This is a genomic window from Citricoccus sp. I39-566 (genome assembly GCF_031432995.1).
In the GTDB taxonomy this organism is placed as follows: domain Bacteria; phylum Actinomycetota; class Actinomycetes; order Actinomycetales; family Micrococcaceae; genus Citricoccus; species Citricoccus nitrophenolicus_A.
The window spans coordinates 1,425,705-1,442,431 of record NZ_CP133842.1; the positions used below are offsets into that span (position 1 = coordinate 1,425,705).

At 72.1% G+C, this 16,727-nt stretch carries 17 protein-coding genes and 1 pseudogene; 4 read left to right on the forward strand and 14 right to left on the reverse strand.

Annotated elements, in window-relative coordinates; genetic code table 11:
- Positions 1-3: 3 nt before the first annotated feature.
- The gene (locus RE421_RS06635; RefSeq protein WP_309816208.1) at positions 4-1,200 is read right to left on the reverse strand and encodes a glycosyltransferase family 1 protein; all 1,197 of its coding nucleotides are present in this window, start codon (positions 1,198-1,200) and stop codon (positions 4-6) included.
- 134 nt (positions 1,201-1,334) lie between these two features.
- Between RE421_RS06635 and RE421_RS06640 the strand changes: the two genes are divergently transcribed.
- Positions 1,335-2,729 (forward strand): DUF6350 family protein, encoded by a 1,395-nt coding sequence (locus RE421_RS06640; protein WP_309816211.1) that lies wholly within the window; start codon positions 1,335-1,337, stop codon positions 2,727-2,729.
- Between the two features lie 9 nt (positions 2,730-2,738).
- On the opposite strand, the gene RE421_RS06645 is transcribed toward RE421_RS06640, so the two are convergent.
- From RE421_RS06645 to RE421_RS06675, 8 genes and pseudogenes are all read right to left on the reverse strand, one after another.
- A complete protein-coding gene (locus RE421_RS06645) occupies positions 2,739-3,296 on the reverse strand; it encodes a hypothetical protein (protein WP_309816214.1) in 558 nt (185 codons plus the stop codon).
- A 133-nt stretch (positions 3,297-3,429) separates the two neighbouring features.
- Positions 3,430-3,561 (reverse strand): annotated as a pseudogene (locus tag RE421_RS16805) (oxidoreductase); the annotation flags it as partial.
- A gap of 56 nt (positions 3,562-3,617) precedes the next feature.
- The gene (locus tag RE421_RS06650; RefSeq protein ID WP_309816217.1) at positions 3,618-4,412 is read right to left on the reverse strand and encodes a fused MFS/spermidine synthase; all 795 of its coding nucleotides are present in this window, start codon (positions 4,410-4,412) and stop codon (positions 3,618-3,620) included.
- Positions 4,413-4,417: 5 nt separating this feature from the next.
- Entirely contained in the window at positions 4,418-4,831 is a 414-nt protein-coding gene (locus RE421_RS06655; RefSeq protein WP_309816220.1) for a hypothetical protein, read from the reverse strand.
- A gap of 4 nt (positions 4,832-4,835) precedes the next feature.
- Entirely contained in the window at positions 4,836-5,783 is a 948-nt protein-coding gene (locus tag RE421_RS06660) for an ABC transporter substrate-binding protein (protein WP_309816222.1), read from the reverse strand.
- Positions 5,784-5,792: 9 nt separating this feature from the next.
- Entirely contained in the window at positions 5,793-6,476 is a 684-nt protein-coding gene (locus RE421_RS06665; RefSeq protein ID WP_309816225.1) for an ABC transporter permease subunit, read from the reverse strand.
- Positions 6,473-7,135, reverse strand: a complete 663-nt coding sequence (locus RE421_RS06670) for an ABC transporter permease subunit (protein WP_309816228.1) — start codon at positions 7,133-7,135, stop codon at positions 6,473-6,475. Before RE421_RS06670 ends, RE421_RS06665 begins: the two co-directional genes overlap by 4 nt.
- A gap of 13 nt (positions 7,136-7,148) precedes the next feature.
- Positions 7,149-7,964, reverse strand: coding sequence for an ATP-binding cassette domain-containing protein (locus RE421_RS06675; protein ID WP_309816231.1), 816 nt, complete (start codon positions 7,962-7,964; stop codon positions 7,149-7,151).
- 33 nt (positions 7,965-7,997) lie between these two features.
- Here RE421_RS06675 and purN point away from each other — a divergent pair, with 33 nt between their 5' ends.
- On the forward strand, positions 7,998-8,591 hold the full coding sequence (gene purN, locus RE421_RS06680) for a phosphoribosylglycinamide formyltransferase (protein WP_309816235.1): 594 nt from the start codon (positions 7,998-8,000) through the stop codon (positions 8,589-8,591).
- A gap of 90 nt (positions 8,592-8,681) precedes the next feature.
- Positions 8,682-10,070, forward strand: coding sequence for an MFS transporter (locus tag RE421_RS06685; RefSeq protein ID WP_309816237.1), 1,389 nt, complete (start codon positions 8,682-8,684; stop codon positions 10,068-10,070).
- Here the strand turns inward: RE421_RS06685 and RE421_RS06690 are convergent.
- The gene (locus RE421_RS06690; RefSeq protein WP_309816240.1) at positions 10,067-10,633 is read right to left on the reverse strand and encodes an isochorismatase family cysteine hydrolase; all 567 of its coding nucleotides are present in this window, start codon (positions 10,631-10,633) and stop codon (positions 10,067-10,069) included. The two genes, RE421_RS06685 and RE421_RS06690, sit on opposite strands and share 4 nt — an antisense overlap.
- Positions 10,634-10,652: 19 nt before the next feature.
- Positions 10,653-12,050, reverse strand: a complete 1,398-nt coding sequence (locus RE421_RS06695) for an MFS transporter (protein ID WP_309816243.1) — start codon at positions 12,048-12,050, stop codon at positions 10,653-10,655.
- 37 nt (positions 12,051-12,087) lie between these two features.
- On the opposite strand from RE421_RS06695, the gene RE421_RS06700 reads away from it, so the two are divergent.
- Positions 12,088-13,701: a CYTH and CHAD domain-containing protein gene (locus RE421_RS06700; protein WP_309816246.1), complete on the forward strand. Its 1,614-nt coding sequence runs from the start codon at positions 12,088-12,090 to the stop codon at positions 13,699-13,701.
- Here RE421_RS06700 and RE421_RS06705 read toward each other — a convergent pair.
- From RE421_RS06705 to RE421_RS06715, 3 genes are read right to left on the reverse strand one after another with little or no spacing between them, the layout of a single operon-like run.
- A complete protein-coding gene (locus tag RE421_RS06705; RefSeq protein WP_309816250.1) occupies positions 13,694-14,335 on the reverse strand; it encodes an LUD domain-containing protein in 642 nt (213 codons plus the stop codon). The two genes, RE421_RS06700 and RE421_RS06705, sit on opposite strands and share 8 nt — an antisense overlap.
- A complete protein-coding gene (locus tag RE421_RS06710; RefSeq protein ID WP_309816253.1) occupies positions 14,332-15,855 on the reverse strand; it encodes a lactate utilization protein B in 1,524 nt (507 codons plus the stop codon). Before RE421_RS06710 ends, RE421_RS06705 begins: the two co-directional genes overlap by 4 nt.
- Positions 15,852-16,691, reverse strand: a complete 840-nt coding sequence (locus RE421_RS06715; RefSeq protein ID WP_309816255.1) for a (Fe-S)-binding protein — start codon at positions 16,689-16,691, stop codon at positions 15,852-15,854. Before RE421_RS06715 ends, RE421_RS06710 begins: the two co-directional genes overlap by 4 nt.
- Positions 16,692-16,727 lie beyond the last annotated feature (36 nt).

The window sequence follows — 16,727 nt, forward strand, 5'->3', positions numbered from 1 at the left end:
GGCTCAGCGCGGCAGCAGCCAGCCGTCCCAGCCGTAGCTCTGCTCCAGGTAGGTGCGCACGTACACATTGTTCTGGCGGTGCCGCACGCGGATGGCCCGCTCGTAGTAGCCGACGAGCTGTTCGCACAGCACCGGCCAGGTCCGACCCTGCACCGTCTGGAAGGCGGCCTCGGCGAAGGCGCGGCGCTTGATGTCGTCGTACACCAGGTCCTTGACGCGCTCGCGCAGCTCGCCCAGGTCCCCGGGGCCGTAGAGCCACCCGGTGCGGGAGGCGTCCACGAGGTCCAGCGGGCCGCCGCGGCCCACGGCCACCACGGGCACGCCCGAGGCCATGGCCTCCTGGATGGTCTGGCAGAAGGTCTCGGATTCCCCGGGATGCACGAACAGATCGAAGCTGGCCACGTGGCGGGCCAGGTCCTCGCCGCCCTGGAAGCCGGCGAAGTGGGCGTCGGGCAGTCTCCTGCGCAAGGAGTCCTTCAACGGCCCCGAGCCGACGATCACCAGCCGGGTCCCGGGCAGCTCGTTCAGCACGGCGAGGTCCTCCACCTGCTTCTCGGAGGCCAGCCGGCCGACGAACCCGATGAGCCGCTCGCCGTTCGGGGCCAGCTGCGCACGCACCGCCATATCCCGCTTGGAGGGGTGGAACCGTGCGGTGTCCACGCCGCGGCGCCACAGGTGCACGCGCTGGACGCCCCGCTCGTGCAGCTGGTCCATGCAGAAGGTCGAGGGCGCCACGGTGAGGGTGGCGAGGTCGTGGATGCGCTCCACGTGCTGCCAGAGGACGTCCTCCAGCCAGGGGAACCCGTACCGGGCCGCGTAGTTGGGGACCTCGGTCTGGTAGATGCACACGGTGGGCAGGCCCAGGGCGTTCGCGGCCTGCACCGCACGCCAGCCGAGGACGAACGGGGAGGCGATGTGGACGACGTCGGGCGCGAATCCGGCCAGGATCCGGCGCACGCGGCTGACGGTCCCGGCGGCCACGCGGACGTTGGTGTAGCCCTGCAACGGTATGGAGGGGAGGCGGTGGACGGGAAAGCCCTCCACCTCGGCGGGGGCCTGGTCCTCCATCCACGACGAGGAGGGGGCGATCACCACCACCTCGTCCCCGCGACTCCGCAGGTGACGCAGCACCTGGAGGATGGAGTGGGTCACGCCGTTCATGTGCGGCAGGAAGGATTCAGCAACCACGGCTACTCTCACGGTCCCAGAATTACCGGTCCCGTCCGACGTGCGGCCCGCGAGGCGGTAGCAGCCACATGGCGGCCAGGTGAACTCTCGGTTCGCCGCGCCGATCCCGGGACGCCCGGCGGCCGGGTGGCACCATGGACGGTGACATGAACGCCCGAAACAGCCGTGCCCTGAAGCCCATGCCCTTGCCCCTGTGGGTGCAGGGGATGATCGAGGTACTCATCGCCGCGGTGATCTCCGCGATGCTCGTGCTGATCCCGCTCGTGGTCATCTGGTCCGGGGGCGGGTTCGCCGCCACCGGGATCGACTTCATCGCCCGGATGGGCGGGCAGGTCTGGCTGGCCATCCACGGGGTGCCGCTGCACCTGACCATCGAGTCGGCCACCACCTCGGCCGACACCCAGACCGGCACCTTCTGGTTCCTGCCCGGGGGACTGGTGCTGCTGCCGCTGTTCCTCGGCTGGCGTGCCGGCCGGCGGCTGGCACGGGCCTCCTATCGGGACCAGATCTGGCAGCCGCTCGCGGGCGGGGCGGGGACCTACGCCCTGGTGGGCCTGATGACCTCGCTGCTGGTGCCCAACGGGATGGTCGCCATCAACCCGCTGTGGGGCACGCTGCTCCCGACCGCCGTCATGGTCATCGCCCTGCTGGCCGGCGCCCGGCGCGAGGCCGGCTCCTGGGGCCGGCTGATCGGCATGGACCTGGCCGACCGGATCGAACGGCTCTCCCAGCACTCGAGGTGGGCCGGGTCCTATGTGTGGTCCGTGGTACGAGCCGGGTTCCTGGGGCTGGTGGCCTCCTTCGGCCTGGCCGCGGCGTTGATGGCCGTGCAGATCGGGCTGCACTGGGCGGACGTGGCGCAGGTCTACCAGGAGATCGGCGCCGGGATCTGGGGTGGTGCCGTCGTCACCGTGGCCCAGCTCGGCGTCATGCCGAACCTGGCCATGTGGACCCTGGCCTGGACCTCCGGGGCCGGGTTCAGCCTCGGCAGCGGCTCCGTGGTGGCCCCGCTGCAGACCGCCGTGGGCCCCCAGCCCGCCATCCCGGTGCTCACGGCCCTGCCCGTGGGGCTGGAACCGGCATGGTCCTGGGTGTTCCTGCTGCTGCCCGTGCTGGCCGGCTTCCTCGCCGGCTGGTGGCTGCTGCGCGAGGGTGAGAACCACTTCGACGAGTGGCTGTCCCTGAAGATCCCGGCCCGCTGGGCCTCGATGACGCTGTCCACCCTCGCCCTGGGCGTGTTCGTGGCGGCGTCGACGGCGGCGCTCGCCATCCTGCCGTTGTGGCTCTCGAACGGTTCGCTCGGCGTCGGCCGGCTCGTCGAGCTGGGGCCGGAGGCCTGGCTGGCCGCGGTCATGCTCGGCGGTCTCGTGGGCCTCGGCGCCATGTTCGGCTACCTCGTCTCCCCGCTCTGGGAGGGCTACGAACTCGTGATGCCGGAGGCCTGGCAGCAGCCGGCTGAGGACGGCGGGGCCACCGAGGGCGATGAGGACGATGAGGTCGACGACCAGGATGACGACCGGGAGGCCCGTCCCGGGCGGTGACCGCCGGGCTCAGCCCTCCAGCGAGGCGCGGATCCTGCGCTCGGTCGCATCACCCAACCCCGCACCCACGGGGCCGCCGCGCGATTCCTCAAAGGCGAGGGCATCCGCCAGGGTGGCCTCCAGCGGACGGCACACCAGGCCGTTCTCGCGCGCCCGCAGGGTGCCGGCGGTGGCCGTGTGCCGCATCCGAGGGACGGGGCTCCACCACGGCAGGCTGTCCGGCCCCATCCACGGCCCGATCCCCTCGTCGAGCAGCCGCTGGGGCGGGACCGCTCTCGCGGGACCCCCGGGGACCCCGGCAGCCGTGCGTGCGGCGACGCGCCGGGCGGCCTCCAGGGTGTCCCGCAGGGCCACGGTGGGTCCGGTGGCATTGAACGTCCCGGCCAGGCGCCGTTCGGCGCAGCGCACCATCCACACGGCCAGGTCCTTCACATCGATCATGGCCACCGGGAAGTCCGGATCGTCGGGGACCAGGACGTCCTCGCAGGCCACCTTCGCCGGACCGTAGTCCTCGACGCCGGACAGCGCCTCCGCGCCGAGGGGGGGCGTGGACGGGCGAGGACTCATCCTGCTCGAGGACATCGCCGCGCCGATAGGCGCTGATCGAGGACACGTAGAGCCAGGGGTCCGCCTCCAGCTCCGTGACGGCCCGGCGCACGCGGCCGGGGGCGGTCGCCAGATCGACGACGGCGTCCCACCGGTGACGCGCGGCCTCGCCGAGCGCGTCGGCCCGGTCACGGTCGGCCTGGAGGAACCGGACGCCGGCCGGCACGGGCTGGGTGCCCCGGGCCAGACAGGTGACGGCGTGGTCGGCCCGCCTGAAGGCCTGCACGAGGTGCCGGCCGAGCTGGCGGTTGCCACCCAGGATCAGGACCTGCAGAGGCTCATTCAGCGCCGGGCCGCCAGCGCAGCGGTCTGGACCGGGTCCAGCACGGCGGCGGGGTGCGGTCCAGCGGCCAGCAGTGTGGAGCGCAGGGCCTCGGGGTCGGGGACGGCCAGGGCGCCCCCGGCGGCCAGGACGATGTTGCCCGCCTGTGCCTGCTCCAGCAGGGTGGAGTCCGCCAGGGTCCAGGCGCCGGACAGGCCGGCCGCGGCGCAGGCCGACTCCAGCGCCCGGGCCTGCTGACCGAGGAAGTGGAGGCCGGCGTCGTCCCCGATGTTCACCAGCAGCACGCCGTCCCCGGTGAGGGCCTGCAGCAGCTCGGCGTAGAAGTCCCGGCCCGTCAGGTGCCGGGCCGCGTCCATCCCGGTGTAGATGTCCAGGACCACGGCGTCGAAGCGCTGGCCGGCCAGGTTCTCCAGTTCCTCGCGGGCGTCCCCGATGAGCACGGTCAGGTCCGTGCCCTCGGGCAGCGGCAGGGCGGAGAGCACGAAGGAGGGTAGCTCCCGGTCCAGGTCCACCACCGTCTGGGCGGAGCCGGGCCGGCGGGCCTGCACGTACCGGGGGAGGGTGAGCGCGCCGGCCCCCAGGTGGAGGACGCGGATCGGCTGGCCGGCCGGGCGGCAGGCGTCGAGCACGGTGGCCATCCGGCGCAGGTACTCATAGCGGATCCGGGTGGGGTCGGCCAGGTCGACGTGGGACTGGATGGCACCGCCGATCTCCAGCACCCAGCCGTCGTCGTGCTCGTCCGGGAGGATCCGGGCCTGCTCACCGGACTCGCCCAGGTGGAGGGTGGAGGGCACGGGCGTCACTGGAAGCCGCCGAGCTGCTCGGTGTAGGCGCCGGTGCAGCCCTGGAGGGCACGGTCCGTCAGGGCGGAGGACGTGCACGTCTCGAACTGCTCGGTGGCGTCCCAGAACAGGATCTGCGCCGAGGCCACGAAGCCGAACACGGCGCAGCCGGCCATGGCCGCCGCCGTGGCGAAGCGCAGGAGCCAGGGGGACTTCACGTGGGCGGTCCGCACCAGGGCCACCACGCCCCAGACGAGGCCCGCCGCGGCGAACAGCAGGCTCACGGCCTTCCACGGCAGGGTCAGCACCGAGGCGAGGTAGGTGAGCAGCAGCATCCCGGCCAGCCAGAGCAGCGCGTCCCGCAGGGAGCGGTACCTCCTCAGTTCGGCATCGGGTCCGGAAGAGGTGCTGGGGGACTCGGTCTGGCTCACCGGGTCAGACTAGCCCCTGCTCCGTGAGCCAGGCGCTCGCGAGGTCCGCGCTGGAAGCCTGGTCCTGCACCGACTGGCGGTTCAGCCCGATCAGCTCGTCGGCGGTCAGTTGGGCGTTGACCTCATCGATCACGGCGGCGGCCTCCTCGTCCACGTCCTCCGAGGCGATCGGGGTGACATGCTGCGGCAGGATCAGGTTCTCCGGGTCCTCGAGGGTGACCAGGTCCTCCGTCTCGATGGACGGGTCCGCCGAGTAGATGTCCGCCAGCTGCACGTCGCCGTCCACGAGGGCCTTGACGGTCAGCGGCCCGCCGGAGTCCTCCACGGGCACCACGGTGACGTCCACGCCGTAGACCTCGCTGAGTCCCTCCGGGCCGTAGGGGCGGGTCTCGAACTCGGAGTTGGCGGCCACCTGGAGCTCCTGGTCCACGTTCTGCAGGTCCGCCAGCGAGCTCAGCGAATGCTCCTCGGCGAACTCCCGCGTGACGTTGTAGGAGTCCTGGTCCGTGGCCTCGGCGTGGGGCAGGGCCCGCAGCCCCTCCGGCAGGACCTCACCCAGCGCCTCCTGGATCTCCTCGGCTGTGGTGGCCGTGGCCTCCGCGTCGTAGTACTGCAGCAGGTTGCCGCCGTACTCGGGCAGCAGGTCGATCGCGCCGGACTCGAGCTCCGGCAGGTACACCTCGCGCTGGCCGATCTGGTACTCGCGCTCCACGGTGTACCCCTCCGCCTCGAGGGCCTGCGCGTAGAGCTCGGCGATGATCTCGTTGGAGTAGTACTGCTGGGAGCCGATCACGATCGCCTCGCCCGAGCCGCCGCCGTCGGTGGTGGCACTGCTCTCCCCGCCGCCGAGCGGATCCGAACTTCCGCAGCCGGTGAGGGCGAGGGCGGAGAGGGCTGCCACGGCGAGCAGGGACCGGCGGACGGGGCGGGAGCGGCGAGGGCTGGGCGTCATGGGTAGAACCTACGTGGCGTGGACCCGGCGCGCCACCCGGACCCCGCGGGGCACGGTGGCGCGGCCGGCGGCGGCGAAGGCGAGGTCGAGCACGATGGCCAGCGCCACCACGATCAGGGACCCGCCGAGCATCATCGCGTAGTCCTGGGTCTTCAGCCCCAGGAAGAGGAACCGTCCCAGCCCCCCGGCACCCACGTAGGCGGCGAGCGTGGCGGTGGCGATGACCTGCAGCGCGGCCGAGCGCAGCCCGCCGATCAGCAGCGGCAGCCCCAGCGGGACCTCGATGCGCCACAGCACCTGCCGGCCGGTCATGCCCTGGGCCTGCGCGGCGTCGATGACCCTGCGGTCCACGGCCTCGAACCCCGCGTAGGCAGCCGCCAGGATGGAGGGGACGGCTAGGATCACGAAGGCCGTCATGGGGCCGGCGAGGCCGATGCCCAGCAGCAGGCCCATGAGGGTCACCACGCCGAGGGTCGGCAGCGCGCGGGCCGCGCCGGACACGGCGACGGCCAGCCCGCGGCCCCGGCCGGTGTGCCCGACCCACCAGCCCACCGGCACGGCGATCGCCGCGGCGATGAGCAGGGCCAGGGCCGTGTAGCCGAGGTGCTCGAGCGAGCGGGCCCCGAGGCCGGAGGCACCCTGCCAGTTCGACGGGTCGAGGCACCAGCGGATGGCCTCCCAGACCTGGTTCATGCGGCCGCCTCCTGGGCCCGCGGGGCGGGGGTGCGCGTCCAGGGCATCAGCAGCCGGCCGGCCAGCACGAGCAGCCGGTCCAGGGTCAGGGCCAGGGCGGCGGTGAGCAGGATCCCCGTGAGGACCTGGGCCAGGATCCCGCGCTGGAAGCCGTCCGTGAAGAGCAGCCCCAGCGAGGGGATGCCCAGCACGGCACCCACGGTGCACAGGGAGACCGTGGAGACCGCCACCACGCGCAGCCCGGAGAGGATGACCGGGCCGGCCAGGGGCAGGTCCACGGCCAGGAACCGCCGCACCGGCCGGTACCCCAGGGCCAGGGCGGCGTTGCGGGCCTCCGCGGGGATGGAGTCGAGGCCGTCCGCCACGCTGCGCACCAGCAGTGCGACGCCGTAGAGCGTCAGGGCCACCACCACGTTCACCACGTCCCGCACGCCCGTGCCGATCAGGACGGGGAGCACGATGAACAGCGGCAGGGAGGGGATCGCGTACATCAGCCCGGCACCGGTGAGGACCGTGCCGTTCAGCGGGCGGTACCGGTGCGCGAGCCATCCCAGCGGGACGGAGATCAGCAGGGCGAGCAGGATGGCCGGCAGGGACGTGGCGACGTGCGCCCACAGGCGCTCGCCGATCAGCGGGAGGTTGCCCAGGATCCAGTTCATGGGGCAGGCGCCGTCACTCGGCCAGGACCCCGGCCGGCCGGCCGTGGGGGTCCACCACGAGCACGGAGCCGTCCGCGGCGGTCTCCCGGTGCAGGGTGCGCTGGCCGCGGTCCAGGCCGAGGAAGGTCCGCACGAAGTCGCTGGCCGGGGCGGAGACGAACTGCTTCGGGGTGCCCTGCTGGGCCACCTGGGCGCCGGTCTGCAGCAGCACGATGTGATCGCCGAGGGTCAGGGCCTCGTCCATGTCATGGGTGACGAACAGGATGGTGGTGCCGATCTGGCGGTGCAGCTCCACGAGCTGGCGCTGCAGCTCGCCGCGCACCAGCGGGTCCACGGCGCCGAAGGGCTCGTCCATCAGCAGGATCTCCGGATCGGCGGCCAGTCCGCGAGCCACGCCCACGCGCTGCTGCTGCCCGCCGGAGAGCTGGGCGGGGTAGCGGTTGGCCAGCTGAGGGGCCAGGCCCACCAGATCCATCATGTCCGCGGTCCTCCGCCGTGCCGCGGCACGGTCCATGCCGTTCAGCCGGGGGACGGTGGCGATGTTCTGGCCCACCGTGCGGTGGGGGAGCAGCCCCGCGTTCTGCATGACGTAGCCGATGCGCCGCCGCAGGGCCACCGGGTCCTGGCCGGCCACGTCCTGCCCGTCCACCTCGACGCGGCCCGAGGTCGGATCCACCATCCGGTTGACCATCCGCAGCAGCGTGGTCTTGCCGCAGCCGGAGGAGCCCGCCAGGACGGTCAGGGACCCCTGGGGCACCCCGAGGGAGAAGTCGTCCACGGCCGTGGTGCCATCGCGGAAGCGCTTGCTGACGGATCCGTACGAGATCATGCGACCACACTACGCGGACCTACTATTGAACCCATGCGCATCGTGGCCCTCGCCTCCGGTTCCGGATCCAATCTGCAGGCGGTGATGGACGCCGCGGCGTCCGGCACCCTGGACGTGGAGATCGTTGCGGTGGGTTCGGATACGCCCGACGCCGGCGCGCTGGCCCGCGCGGCGGCCGCCGGGATCGAGACGTTCGTGGTGGACTTCGCGCGGTTCGACGACCGGGCCGCCTGGAACCACGCGCTGACCGTGAAGACGGCGTCCTACGCCCCGGACTACGTGCTCTCCAGCGGGTTCATGCGGATCGCCGGGCCGGAGTTCATCGCGGCGTTCGAGGGCCGCTACCTCAACACGCACCCGGCGCTGCTGCCCGCGTTCCCCGGCGCGCACGGGGTCCGGGACGCGCTGCGGTACGGGGTGAAGGTGGCCGGCTGCACCGTGCACGTGGCCGACGCCGGCGTGGACACCGGCCCGATCCTGGCCCAGGCCGCCGTGCCCGTGCTGGACACGGACACCGAACAGACCCTGCACGAGCGGATCAAGGTCCAGGAGCGGAACCTGCTGCTCGTGGTGCTGGGCGAGTTGGCGGCGGGGAAGGCCCCGGAGGACTACGCTCCCCGCCGGTGATGCCCCGCCGGTAAGTGCGCGCGATTGCCTGTGAGTCGGGTCACCGATAGTCTGTGGTCGAACTAACTCCCTATCGACATAGGTATTGGCATGGCTTCGGTCCACGACCACGACACCGGCGATCTGCGCCACCGCATCGAACAGGCGCCGATGAGCGCCTACCAATGGCTCATCATCGGCATCTGCACCTTCCTCAACGCCCTGGACGGCTACGACGTGCTCGCCATGGCCTTCACGGCGACACCGGTGACGGAGGAGTTCGGGCTGAGCGGCTCCGAGCTCGGCTTCCTGCTCAGCGCCGGCCTGCTCGGGATGGCCGTCGGCTCCCTGACCCTCGGCCCGGTGGCGGACCGGATCGGCCGGCGGAACATGACCCTCCTCGCGATCGTGGTCAACGCGGCCGGGCTCTTCCTCTCGGCCACGTCCGCCAACGCCGCGGAACTGGGCGCCTGGCGCATCGTCACGGGCCTCGGGATCGGCGGCATCCTGGTGGGGACCAACGTCATCTCCTCCGAGTACGCCAACCGGGCCCGCCGCGGACTGGCCGTGAGCATCTACGCGGCCGGCTACGGCGTGGGGGCCTCCCTCGGGGGCACCGCCGCGGTGTGGATGATGGACCAGTTCGGCTGGCGGTCGGTGTACACGCTGGGCGGGGCCCTGACCGTGGTGGCCCTGGTCCTGGTGCTGTTCCTGCTGCCCGAGTCCGCGGCCTACCTCTACAACCGCCGCCCGGCCGGGGCGCTGGAGAAGATCAACCGGATCGCCCGCAAGATCGGCCAGGCGCCCGTGGCCGCCCTGCCGGAGGTGGGCCCGGGCACCCGGGCCGCCGGGCCGTCGTCGGACACCGCCGGGGAGGGCGACCGGGGCATCGGCGCGCTCTTCAACGGCCGTCACCGGAAGGTCACGGTGTTGGTCTGGGTGTCCTTCTTCGCCGTGATGTTCGGCTTCTACTTCGTGAACTCCTGGACCCCGCGGCTGCTCAACGAGTCCGGGCTGACCCAGAACCAGGGCGTGGTCGCGGGCATCATGCTGACCCTGGGCGGGACCATCGGCTCACTGCTGTTCGGGGTCCTGACGGCACGGTGGTCCACCCGGTCCACGCTGTTCTGGTTCACCGTCGGCTCCGCCGTGGCCATCGTGGCGTTCATCTCCTCCACAGCCGTGGTCTGGGCGGTCTTCGCCCTCGGGATCGTGGTGGGCATGCTGATCAACGGCTGCATCGCCGGACTCTACGTGCTGACGCCGCAGGCCTACCCCGCGTCCATGCGCAGCACCGGTGCGGGATGGGCCATTGGCATCGGCCGGGCCGGCGCCATCCTCGCCCCGCTGGCCACGGGCTCACTGCTGGACGTGGGCTGGACGCCGCAGGCCGTCTACATCGGGGTGGCGGCGGTGGTCCTGATCGCCACCGTGGCGCTGGGACTGCTGCGCGGCGCGGACATCGAGGCGAACCGCGCCCCGCAGCGCCAGGTACGCTAGGCGCAGCCCAGCAGGCGCTGCAGGTCCGGCCGGTCGAGGATCTGCTGGCGGAAGTCCGCGCTGAGGTTGTCCAGGTCCCGCCATCCCCGGTCGGCATCCGAGGAGGCGATCGCCAGCCGGGCGTAGACCACCTCGAAATCATGGGCGAACGCGTCCCGGCCCGTGGCCGAGACACAGGACTCGGCGGTGACGCCGGCCAGGACCAGCCGCCGGATGCCGTCGGCCCGGAGCCGTTCCGCCAGTCCCGTGCCGAAGAAGGCGCTGTCCCGGGTCTTCGCCAGGACCGCGGTGGGGCGCAGGTCCAGCCCGTCCAGGGGTTCAGCCTGCTGGCTACCCTCGAAGTTGAACCCCTGGCCGTCCTCGAGCATCTTCAGCGTCCAGGTGGACCGGTCCGGCCGGTGCACGGTGTTGGCCACGTAGACCCGGTGGCCGCCGGAGCGGGCCACGGCGGCCAGCCAGTTCGCCTCGCCGACCAGCAGCTCACGGTGATCGGCGAGGTCGGGGAACTCGAAGAAGCCCTCCTGCATGTCGATGAAGAGCACGGCGGTCGAGGTGGCGGTCATGGGGCGAGCCTACTGCGCCTCAGGGTGCCTCCGTGACCTCCAGGTCGCGCCCCTTGGTCTCCGGTGCCATCGCCATCATGAGCAGGCAGGCGGCCACCACGAGCACGGCCGTGACCACGAAGGCCCAGGCCAGCCCGAGCACGGGGACCAGGGCGGCCACGAACACCAGCGGTCCCACGCCGGCGGCGACGCGGGACACGGCCGAGGCCCAGCCGAAGCCGGAGCCACGCAGCTCGGTGGGGTACAGCTCGGAGACGTAGGTGTACAGCACGGGGATGGCGACCTGCACCACGAAGCCGAACGCCAGCACCAGGGGGAGCACGGCCGCCGGGACACCCAACAGGGCGGCCAGGGCCGCCAGGAGGAACGAGGCCACCACGGCGGTGACCGCCAGCAGCCACTTGCGGCCGGTCTTCTCCACGAGCCAGGCGGCCACCACCACCCCGAGCAACCCCACGGCGGCCATGGCGCCGGTCATGATGAAGGCCCGCGACTGCTCGTAGCCGGCATCGATGAGGAACGTCGGCAGCCACTGCAGGGCGATGTAGTAGACGAGCATGATCGTGAAGAACAGGGCCCAGGCCACCGTGGTGATGCGCCACGAGTGCCGCCACAACTCCACCAGCTGCTCGCCGAGGGCCCCCACGGTCAGGCGCCGGGGCGCCGGCACCGGCGGCATCACGTACGCGCGGCGCTCGGCGCCCGTGCGGCGCACCATCTCATCGATCACGCCCCGGGCCTCCGCCTCGCGGCCCTGCTGGATCAGGAACAGGGGGGACTCGGGCACGTGCAGCCGGACGAAGAACACCAGCAGGGCGGGCAGGATCATGGCCAGCATCGGCAGCCGCCAGTCGCCGAACTCGGCCACGAGCCAGGCGGAGAGGAAGCCGCAGGCCGCGGCGCCGACCGGCCACCAGCCGTCCATCGCGGTGAGCACGGTGCCGCGGTGCTTCCGCGGGGTGAACTCGCCCACGAGCGCGTAGTCCACGGGGATGCACCCGCCCAGGCCGAAGCCGGCGAGGAAGCGGAAGAGCACGAACCAGACGATGTCGCCGGTCAGGACCCCGGCCAGGGTGAAGAGGGAGAACATCAGCAGCGTGGCCGTGAAGGCCTTCTTGCGCCCGATGCGGTCCGCGACGGTGCCCCACACGAAGGCGCCCACGGCCATCCCGATGAGGTTGGCGGTGCCGATCCAGGCGGCCTGGCCCACGCTCAGGGACCACTCCTCGCGCAGCAGCGGGATGAGCACGCCGTTGAGGGACACGTCCCAGGCGTCGAACATGAAGCCCAGCCCGCCGATGATGAACACCCGGCCCTGGGTGTTCCACCGCCAGGGCAGGTCCTGGACGATCTCCTCGCCCGTGGGCAGGGCGGCCGGGCGGCTGGTGCCGGCGGCGGCATCGGTCTCGGGTCTCACCCCGCCATTGTTCCACCGGCTCTGGGATCATGGAGGCATGACGGAGACGGTCCAGGTGGAGATCGAGCGCAAGTACGACATCGACGGACAGGCCTCCCTGCCACGCCTCAACGGGGTGAGCGGTGTGGCGCGGGTCCGCTACCGTCCGCCGATGGCCCTCGAGGCCGTCTACTTCGACACCGCGGACCGGGACCTGTCCGCGAACGACGTCACCCTGCGGCGCCGCACCGGGGGGACGGACGCCGGCTGGCACGTGAAGATCGGCAAGGGCGACCGCCGGATCGAGATGCAGTCCCCCCTCGGCTCCGAGGAGCTGAGCGTGCCGCGCCGCATCCTGGACCTCGTCCGGGTCCATGTCCACGGCAAGGACCTCGTGCAGATCGCCCGGCTGAACACCCTGCGCTCCGTGGTGGACCTGATGGACGGCCAGGGGCACCCGCTCGCGGAGGTCAGCGACGACCAGGTGGCCGCCATGTCCGTGGGATTCCGGGCCGAGTCCCGGGTCCAGCACTGGCGGGAGTGGGAGGTCGAGGTGATCGACGCCGGCCGGGTCACCTCCTCGGCCGGCGGCACCCAGGATTTCCTGGACGGCGTGGGACAGGTGCTCGAGACTGCCGGCGCGCGGGTCTCCGCGGCCGGGTCCAAGGTGGAGAAGGTGGTCGGCAAGACCACGGATCCGCTGGATCCGCGGGCTCCGCTGGTCCGGCACGGAGAGACGGCAGGGCACGACGGCGGCGCCCCCGGGGTGCGCTCGGTCCTCACCGCCACGGTGCGGGCCCAGGTGCGGACCCTCAAGGGGTGGGATCCGCTGGTGCGGCGCAACGTGGAGGACTCGGTGCACCAGTACCGGGTCTCCTGCCGCACCCTGCGCTCCATCCTGCAGACCTATGCGCCGCTGCTGGACGCCGGAGCCACGAAGGCCGTGGTCAAGGACCTGAAGAAGCTGGGCCAACTGCTGTCCGTGGCGCGGGACGCCGAGGTGGTGCGCGACCAGGTGGCGGAGAGGCTCGAGGCCCTGCCCGGCGGGGCACGGGGGCCGGTGGGCGGATTGATCCCCGGCCGGACCGTCAGGCGGTTGCAGCAGTCCCAGGCCAGGACCTATGACCTGGCGCATGCCCGGCAGCTCAAGCGGATGCGCAGCGAGTGGTACTTCGAGGTCCTGGACCGGCTGGACGCCTTCGCCCTCGAGGTGCCCCTCAGCGCCGAGCTGTCCGCGGAGGCGGAGTCCGGGGCCGCCGAGGCGATGGTGCCGCTGGCCGCCGACCAGGTGGACGCCGTGCTGGCGCTCGCCGCCGCGGTGGCCTCCGAGCAGGACCACGAGGCGCGGATCGAGCTGATGCACGAGGTCCGGAAGGAGGCCAAGCGGCTGCGCTACGCGGTCAAGGCGGTGCAGGAGGCCACGGGCCTGGACCTCGGCACCGAACTGGTGGCCCGCATGAAGACCGCGAAGAGGCTGCAGGAGGCCCTGGGCGAGCACCGGGACTCGGTGATGTTCCAGGAGCACGTGCTGGATACCTCGAGGACGGCCGCGCAGAAGGGCGAGGACACCTTCGGCTACGGGGTGCTCTTCGCCGCCGAGGTCGCCACCCAGGCCCGCACCGAGGCCGAGGCGGAGGCGCTGGTGACGAAGCTGGCGGGCCGGCCTAGCTGAGCAGGATCACGTCCAGCCGGCGTGGGCCGTGGACCCCCTCCACCCGCTCCAGCTCGATGTCCGAGGTGGCCGAGGGGCCGGAGATCATGGTGATCGGCGCCGTGGGCTCCACCCGCGCCAGGGCCTCGGGGACGAGCTCGACGACCGAGCCGGCGGGGACCAGGCAGATGTGGTGGTCCGGGACCAGACTGATCGCCCGGCGTCCCTCGTCGGCCCGGCCGCTGAGGAAGATCGTCCCGGTCTCGGCGCAGGACACCGTGGAGGAGGTGACCACGGCGTCCACCGCGTTGAGCTCCCGGACGGTGAGGCCGGACCCTCCCCGCTCGTCGCGGGACTCCACGATCCGCTGCCGGCCGCCGTCGTCCTCGGGCAGCCAGCTCGGGTCCAGGCCTTCGGGCACCACGTAGTGGGCCGAGCCCAGCAGCGCGGCGATCCGCTCCGGCGCGGTCGCGGGGCTCTCGTGGTGCACGGTCGCCCGGTAGTCCACGAGCCGGTCCTCGAGCATCCCCAGGACCTCGGCGGCCGGCCGTTGCGAGGACCGGCGGTACGTCCGCTGGACCTCCGGGACGGGCGGGGCATCCTGCAGGGCCCCGCGGATCCGCGCCAGGATCGCTGCTTTGGCGGTGGTGCTCATCGGCCCTCCTCCTGATCCCGTTGCCGGCCGGCCCACCAGTTGCGGAAGGACTCCCGCGGCGGGGCGGGCAGGTCCCGTTCGTCCGTCCAGCCGCCGGCGACCCCCGGCAGCCAACGGATGGCCTGGTCCCGGCCGGCCGCGGCCCGGCCCAGCGGCAGGGCCCGCTCGGCCAGACCCATCCGCCGGCCGGAGGACATCACCATGGAGGCCCCCTTCATCATCACGTCCATCTCGGACGGCACCCGGGGCATGCGCCGGAACAGGCCCTCGGCCCGCGGGGCGTGCTGGGCGCGCACGTCCTCGTCGCGGAGGTGCACCAGGATCTCGGGGATGTTGATCTTCACCGGGCACACGTCATAGCAGGCCCCGCACAGGGTGGAGGCGTACGGCAGGGAGGAATTCTCCGCGGCGGTGATGCCCGTCATCTGGGGGGAGAGGATCGCCCCGATCGGTCCCGGGTAGGTGGAGCCGTAGGCGTGTCCGCCCGCCTGCTCGTACACCGGGCAGACGTTCAGGCAGGCCGAGCAGCGGATGCAGTGCAGGGCTGAACGGCCCTGCGGGTCGGACAGGACCGCGGAGCGGCCGTTGTCCAGCAGCACCACGTGCACGTCCTGGGGGCCGTCCCCGGGCGTGACGCCGGTCCACATCGAGGTGTAGGGATTCATCCGCTCCCCGGTGGAGGAGCGCGGCAGCAGCTGCAGGTACACCTCCAGGTCCTCGAAGGTGGGCACGAGCTTCTCGATGCCCATCACGGTGATGAGGGTCTGCGGCAGGGTCAGGCACATCCGGCCGTTGCCCTCGGACTCCACCACGGTCAGCGTCCCCGTCTCGGCCACGCCGAAGTTCGCCCCGGAGATCGCCACCGGCGTGGACAGGAACTTCTCCCGCAGGTGCACCCGGGCCGCCTCCGCCAGGTCGCGGGGATCGGAGGTGAGGCTCTCGTCCGTCTCCGGCATCTCCTGCAGGAAGATGTCCCGGATCTCGTGCCGGTTGCGGTGGATGGCCGGGACCAGGATGTGGGAGGACCGATCATGGCCCAACTGCACGATCAGCTCGGCCAGGTCGGTCTCCGTGGCCGTGATGCCGTGGCCGGACAGGTGCTCTTCGAGGTCGATCTCCGCGGTGGCCATGGACTTGACCTTGATGACCTCCTGCGAGCCGGTGTCCTGCACCAGTCCGGTGATGATCCGGTTGGCCTCGGCGGCGTCCCGGGCCCAGTGGACGGTGCCGCCCCTGGCCGTGAACTGTTCCTCGAACTGTTCCAGCAGTGCCGGCAGGTCCGCCATCACCCGTTGCTTGAGCGCCGAGCCGGCGGTCCGCAGCTCCTGCCAGTCGGGCAGTTCCTCGACCACCGAGGCGCGCTTGCCGCGGATGGTGTGCGTGGCGTGGCGGATGTTGGCGCGCATCTGCGCGTTCGTCATCTCCGCCTTCGCGGCCGCCGGGAACGGGGTCTCGGCGTGCAGGTTGCCCTGGCCGTGGACGGGACGGACGGCGGGCATTCCCAGGGCGGTGCGGCTCATCGCGTGCCTCCTGTGGTGGCGGGGCGGACGGTGCGGGCGGCGGGGGAGGGGATGGACAGTTCCACCGGTCCGGAGACCTCCAGTGGGTCCTCGCGGGTGGAGGCCAGGATCTCAGCCAAGTGGACGGTCCGGGCCGGCGAGTCCCGCCGGGTCATGGCCCCGCCCAGGTGCAGCAGGCAGGACGCGTCGCCCCCCGTGCACACCGCGGCACCGGTGGACTCGATGTTGGCGATCTTCTCCTCGGCCATCGCGGCGGAGACGTCCGGGTTCTTGAACGAGAAGGTGCCGCCGAAGCCGCAGCATTCCTCGGCATCAGGCAGTGCCGTGAACTCCAGGCCCGCCACGGACCGGACCAGGTCCTGCTGGCGATCGCCCAGGCGCAGCAGGCGCATGCCGTGGCAGGAGGGGTGGTAGGTCACCGTGTGCGGGAACCAGGAGCCCAGCTGGCGGGCGGCATCCGTGACGCCGAGGACGTCCACCAGCAACTGGGACAGCTCATAGGTGGTCCCGGCCACCGCCTCGGCCCGCCGGGCCAGGTCCTCGTCCCCGCCGGCCCGGGCCACCATGGGCTGCTGGTGGCCCAGCGAGGCCACGCAGGACCCGGAGGGCGCCACCGCCACATCGTAGTCCGCGGCGCTGAAGGCCGTGACGTGGTTGCGGACCACCGGCAGGGCGTCCTTCAGGTACCCGCTGTTGACGTGCATCTGGGAGCAGCAGCCCTGGCCCGCGGGGAACACCACCTCGTGGCCGAGCCGTTCGAGGATGCGCACGGTGGCCAGGGCGACCCTGGGGTACATCGCATCCACGATGCAGGTGGCGAAGAGGGCGATTCTCATGGGACCTCCGGGGCGATCTCCGAGCATGTGGTCAGA

Bases quoted from the DNA above. Each gene is read 5' to 3' on its own strand.
- RE421_RS06640 (WP_309816211.1), top strand. From the start codon at position 1,335: ATGAACGCCCGAAACAGCCGTGCCCTGAAGCCCATGCCCTTGCCCCTG.
- RE421_RS06645 (WP_309816214.1), bottom strand. From the start codon at position 3,296: ATGAGTCCTCGCCCGTCCACGCCCCCCCTCGGCGCGGAGGCGCTGTCC.
- RE421_RS06660 (WP_309816222.1), bottom strand. From the start codon at position 5,783: ATGACGCCCAGCCCTCGCCGCTCCCGCCCCGTCCGCCGGTCCCTGCTC.
- RE421_RS06665 (WP_309816225.1), bottom strand. From the start codon at position 6,476: ATGAACCAGGTCTGGGAGGCCATCCGCTGGTGCCTCGACCCGTCGAAC.
- RE421_RS06670 (WP_309816228.1), bottom strand. From the start codon at position 7,135: ATGAACTGGATCCTGGGCAACCTCCCGCTGATCGGCGAGCGCCTGTGG.
- RE421_RS06675 (WP_309816231.1), bottom strand. From the start codon at position 7,964: ATGATCTCGTACGGATCCGTCAGCAAGCGCTTCCGCGATGGCACCACG.
- purN (WP_309816235.1), top strand. From the start codon at position 7,998: ATGCGCATCGTGGCCCTCGCCTCCGGTTCCGGATCCAATCTGCAGGCG.
- RE421_RS06685 (WP_309816237.1), top strand. From the start codon at position 8,682: ATGGCTTCGGTCCACGACCACGACACCGGCGATCTGCGCCACCGCATC.
- RE421_RS06690 (WP_309816240.1), bottom strand. From the start codon at position 10,633: ATGACCGCCACCTCGACCGCCGTGCTCTTCATCGACATGCAGGAGGGC.
- RE421_RS06700 (WP_309816246.1), top strand. From the start codon at position 12,088: ATGACGGAGACGGTCCAGGTGGAGATCGAGCGCAAGTACGACATCGAC.
- RE421_RS06705 (WP_309816250.1), bottom strand. From the start codon at position 14,335: ATGAGCACCACCGCCAAAGCAGCGATCCTGGCGCGGATCCGCGGGGCC.
- RE421_RS06710 (WP_309816253.1), bottom strand. From the start codon at position 15,855: ATGAGCCGCACCGCCCTGGGAATGCCCGCCGTCCGTCCCGTCCACGGC.
- RE421_RS06715 (WP_309816255.1), bottom strand. From the start codon at position 16,691: ATGAGAATCGCCCTCTTCGCCACCTGCATCGTGGATGCGATGTACCCC.